Raw genomic sequence first — 3826 nt, 5'->3', positions numbered from 1 at the left:
TGGCTGTGGGGATGGCCGGTGTTGTAGTGGTCGACCGCGACCCAATCGAGCCGGGTGCCGAGATCCTGCTCCATCTGCGCCATTAACCGCCGGGTCAGCGGCTTCAGATCGTCGTACTGGTCGCCATCCTCGGGAGCGACGATGAAACGGAACTGGTGACGGTCGCCTTCGGCGCGGTCGAGGAAAGGCTTGCCGTCAACCCGGTCCTGCTCGGCGCCATAGAGCTGCCCGGGCGCGCCATCGCGGGTCACACCATCGCGCTGGATATAGCGCAGATGGGCCTTCGCCCCGGCGGCGCCCTTCCCCGCCAGTTTGACAATGCGGGATTTGACGACGACGCGGCGGCTGCGAAAGGCGGCATGGCGATCACGCGACGACAGCATCCGGCCGATGCCGGCACCGCGTCCGATCTGGCCGCCGTGAAACTTTGACGTCCGAGCGCCCGGACTCGGCCCACCGGCACGGTTCGCCGCCGCCAGAACCTGATGCAGAAATTTGCGGCCACGCGTTCCGCCGCCGGCCCGGATCTTGCCGAGCTTCGGCTTGAAGTCGTCATCCTGATTCATGGCCGGCTCTCCTGCGACTATTTAAGAATCAAGGCGTTGGCGGGGTACCGTCTCGCGACCGTCCGGGGCTATCTCGTGAAATAACGATGTGCAGACAATGACGTGGCGTCTCGACGAGACAGCCCTTTAATCTTGCCTTCCCTCAACCCCTGGATCCCCCTGTCCCATCTGCGCTGTCCTACGCTCTCTTCTCCGGGCCGAGACTCGGACCAAGGGCCGGCAAACCGGCCCGGCGAGGGTCACCCCCCGCCGTCCAGGAACGCCTGTTCGGCGTCCTCGAAATGGTCGAAATGACGCTGCTTCAGCAGCGCCCGGACGCGCCGGTCGGCGTCAACGAGGCAGGTCGCAACGATGTAGCGGCTGCGAAAATAGCCGATGATGCGGACGCTTTCGGCATCGAAATCCTCATCCTCGCAGCCGTCCCAGGCCCCGAGATTGCGTTCGGCGAAGCGGCTGTCCCAGGCGAAATCGGCGGCTTCCGCGGCGATGATGTCGGCGACGACATCGGCGCCGAATTCCTCGACCAGCGCCGGGAAACGATCGAATTCGGCGTGCGGATGAACGAAGGTCTGCGACATGGCACCCTCCTGAAAGGATGTCCTCCTGAGCGAGGACACCTCCCGGGAGCAGCCGGAGACGCGCCGGTCAAGGACGCCGCAGGCGCCGCGCAGCGGGGCGTGGGGGAGCCAAAATGCGCCCGCATTTTGGGGGGACCCGTCGAGCTATAGCTCGACCCTTGAACGCCCCGTCGCCCTGGCTGGTAGGATCAAAAGGCCGAGACGAGGCCCCGCCTCCGCAGGAGGCTCCGCTGGTCACTTCCCGCCCCCGGCCGCCTGACCGAGCGGCACGAACAGATCGCCCGGCGACGGCCACAGCGTCCCCGATGACCGCGTCAGCCGGATCGATGGCGCGGGCTGGGACGAGGCGGATACGGACATCCCGGTCAGGTAATGCCGGGTCTCGGCCGGCAAGGGTCGACCGCGCAGACTCTGCTCGTAACGCCCCGGCCCGGCATTGTAGGCGGCGAACATGCCGGTCGGACCGAAGCGGTCGAGCATCGCCCGCAGATAGGCGGTCCCGGCCAGGATGTTGTCGCGCGGATCGGCCGGATCGGGGCCCAAACCGTGGGCCTCGCGCATCTCGCGGTAGGTGTCGGGCATCAACTGCATCAGCCCGATCGCCCCGGTCGGCGAGGTGATCGGACGTCCAGCGCGCTCGGCCTGGCCGCCGCTTTCCGCCTGGATCACCGAGCGGATCCAGGGCTCGGGAATGGCAAACCGGCGCGACGCCTCGGTGATGGTGTCGGCCCAGGGGAGTTCGGCGCCCAGGGCGATTCCGGCCATTTTGACGGCCAGAACGACGATCAGCGGGGCGATTATTCGGTCCATAGCGGCACCAATCGGCCGAGGATCGCCCCGCGCGGAAGCGGTCCGAAATAGCGTCCGTCGAACGAGTCCGCGACCGGGCTGAGCGGCAGAAACTGCGCCGCGTCGAGGCGATGGCAACCGTTCCAGCCCGGCAGGGGCCGGCCCAGATGATCCTGGCGGAGGCGAAGAACGACCGGCCGGCCGTTGACGGAAACCATGTCTCCGTCAGCGCAGATCAGGTCGCCGGGGACCGCGCCGACCGGTTTCACCAGCGGCACGGTGTCCGGCAGATAGCCCCGTTCCACCGCCAGCCGGCGCAGCGGGTCGGGCAGCCGGATCAGTACCAGATCGCCGCGCCGGAGCGGATCGGCATGGCTCACCCGATAGAGCCCGATCGGGACACTGGCGGTATTGTTCCACACCAGCCCGGGCGCCGTTCGGCCGAGTTCGGCGAGGCCGAGGCAGACGAGCCCGGCCAAGGCCAGGGCGAGGATGCGACGCGGGCGGGACCGCCCGCGCCGGCGCCCCCCGATCCGAAACAGCCGGGGGCCGATCATCGCCGTGTCCCCCGGATTGCGGCATCTGAGGTCGAGGCCTTGCCGTGGTCGCGCGACCAATCGTCAAGGTCGTCGATGTGGTAGCGGACATAACGGCCGTGCTTGCGAAAGCGCGGTCCGTCGCCGGTGGTGCGCATTTTTTCCAGCGTCCGCCGCGACAGGCCAACATAAAACGCGGCCTGATCGGTGTTGAGGAACGGGCTGCCTTTGCGGGCAAAGGCGGCCCGCTGGATCTCGTCATCCATCGCGTTTCTCCTGATCTGAGCCGAGGCGGCGACGGCGCAGGTCGCCGGCCTCGGGGCCAGGATGGACGGGATAAGACGGTCGGCGGGACGCTCGAAAACCGGCCCCCCCGGTTTTCGATCCCCCGGAAAAGCCCCGCCATGACGATCCGCGGCGGGGCTGTTGGGGGGCTTACCGGTCGCGCGGCTCCCACAACAGGGCGATGTGGGTGATGCCCTCGTCGGTGGGGCGTTCGAGCTTGACCAGCCGGGCCCGGACCCAGTTCGGACCGAATTCCGGCGCACCGATCTTGAGGTTCAGGTAGGTCTCGCCGCTCGACTTGGCGACCTGGCTCCAGGCGGCGCCGACTTCGTAGCGCTGGCCGGCATAGACCCGGTGGTCGGGGGCGTGCTCGGAGACTTTTTCGGTCGGAACGATGGTCAACGCGGCGGTGATGTTGAGGGTCTTGAGGGTGCCGGTAAAGCTGCCGTCGTCGAGCTTGGTGAAGGTGCCGAGGGTGATGGCCATGATCGTTCTCCTTGCCGGTGTGTCGCAGGACCGTCCTTGCGATGGCTCGCGCCAGGAACCCGCCAGCCGCCCCCGCCCACCGCGCCGTGGCGCGGCCGGACCGCAGGGGAGGACCGGGGAGACGGGAGAATTTGCAGCGCAGCGGCCGCGAGGAGGCCGGCATGCCGGCCGGGGAAATTCTTCCGGCGGACCGGTTGGACGGGGGCGGCGCGGGATCCAGCGCTTGGAGAGACATGCAAGGGACGGCCTCGCGCAGACCGGAGCCGAGGAGATTATGGCCCCGTCGCCAACGCCTTCATCCCAGGCATGATGGAGGGAAACCGGCCTCCGGGACCCGGGGCAACCGCCCGCCTCGCCTTTCCGGCCGAGGGTCGCAGCCACCGCCCGAGCTCCCTGTCGTCATGGGCAGCGCGGGGGCGGAGACGCTGGGCCAGGATGATCATGAACTTGGCGAGCCGTCTGATCCGCGCTGTTGGCGCGCCGAGAATCGAGCCGTGGGGACGACCCGGGCATCAGAAACGAACACCAGATGAGGGGGAAATCCTTCGCCACTGGGAACGAAACCCGCGCCGATAGGCCCCATCAT

5 protein-coding genes and 1 pseudogene are annotated in these 3826 nt (G+C 68.0%); all 6 read right to left on the bottom strand.

The features are described 5' to 3' along the window. A pseudogene (locus ACFSNB_RS18505) lies at nt 1-566 on the bottom strand (relaxase/mobilization nuclease RlxS); the annotation flags it as partial. Between the two features lie 239 nt (nt 567-805). Continuing rightward, entirely contained in the window at nt 806-1144 is a 339-nt protein-coding gene (locus ACFSNB_RS18500; protein ID WP_377319271.1) for a hypothetical protein, read from the bottom strand. Nucleotides 1145-1378: 234 nt separating this feature from the next. After that, a complete protein-coding gene (locus ACFSNB_RS18495; protein ID WP_377319269.1) occupies nt 1379-1954 on the bottom strand; it encodes a lytic transglycosylase domain-containing protein in 576 nt (191 codons plus the stop codon). Continuing rightward, the gene (locus ACFSNB_RS18490) at nt 1942-2490 is read right to left on the bottom strand and encodes a S26 family signal peptidase (protein WP_377319267.1); all 549 of its coding nucleotides are present in this window, start codon (nt 2488-2490) and stop codon (nt 1942-1944) included. Before ACFSNB_RS18490 ends, ACFSNB_RS18495 begins: the two co-directional genes overlap by 13 nt. Beyond that, nucleotides 2487-2735: a helix-turn-helix transcriptional regulator gene (locus tag ACFSNB_RS18485; protein ID WP_377319265.1), complete on the bottom strand. Its 249-nt coding sequence runs from the start codon at nt 2733-2735 to the stop codon at nt 2487-2489. The genes ACFSNB_RS18490 and ACFSNB_RS18485 overlap by 4 nt, the downstream gene beginning before the upstream one ends. Before the next feature lie 169 nt (nt 2736-2904). Continuing rightward, entirely contained in the window at nt 2905-3240 is a 336-nt protein-coding gene (locus ACFSNB_RS18480; protein WP_377319263.1) for a DUF736 domain-containing protein, read from the bottom strand. Between the last annotated feature and the right edge of the window lie 586 nt (nt 3241-3826).

Origin of the sequence: Phaeospirillum tilakii (genome assembly GCF_042683125.1) — a bacterium.
GTDB classification, from domain to species: domain Bacteria; phylum Pseudomonadota; class Alphaproteobacteria; order Rhodospirillales; family Magnetospirillaceae; genus Phaeospirillum; species Phaeospirillum tilakii.
Note: the sequence above shows the minus strand (reverse complement) of the source record. Positions and strands in the feature narration are given on the sequence as shown.

Coding starts and splice junctions, on each gene's coding strand:
- ACFSNB_RS18500 (WP_377319271.1), bottom strand. CDS start 1,144: ATGTCGCAGACCTTCGTTCATCCGCACGCCGAATTCGATCGTTTCCCG.
- ACFSNB_RS18495 (WP_377319269.1), bottom strand. CDS start 1,954: ATGGACCGAATAATCGCCCCGCTGATCGTCGTTCTGGCCGTCAAAATG.
- ACFSNB_RS18490 (WP_377319267.1), bottom strand. CDS start 2,490: ATGATCGGCCCCCGGCTGTTTCGGATCGGGGGGCGCCGGCGCGGGCGG.
- ACFSNB_RS18485 (WP_377319265.1), bottom strand. CDS start 2,735: ATGGATGACGAGATCCAGCGGGCCGCCTTTGCCCGCAAAGGCAGCCCG.
- ACFSNB_RS18480 (WP_377319263.1), bottom strand. CDS start 3,240: ATGGCCATCACCCTCGGCACCTTCACCAAGCTCGACGACGGCAGCTTT.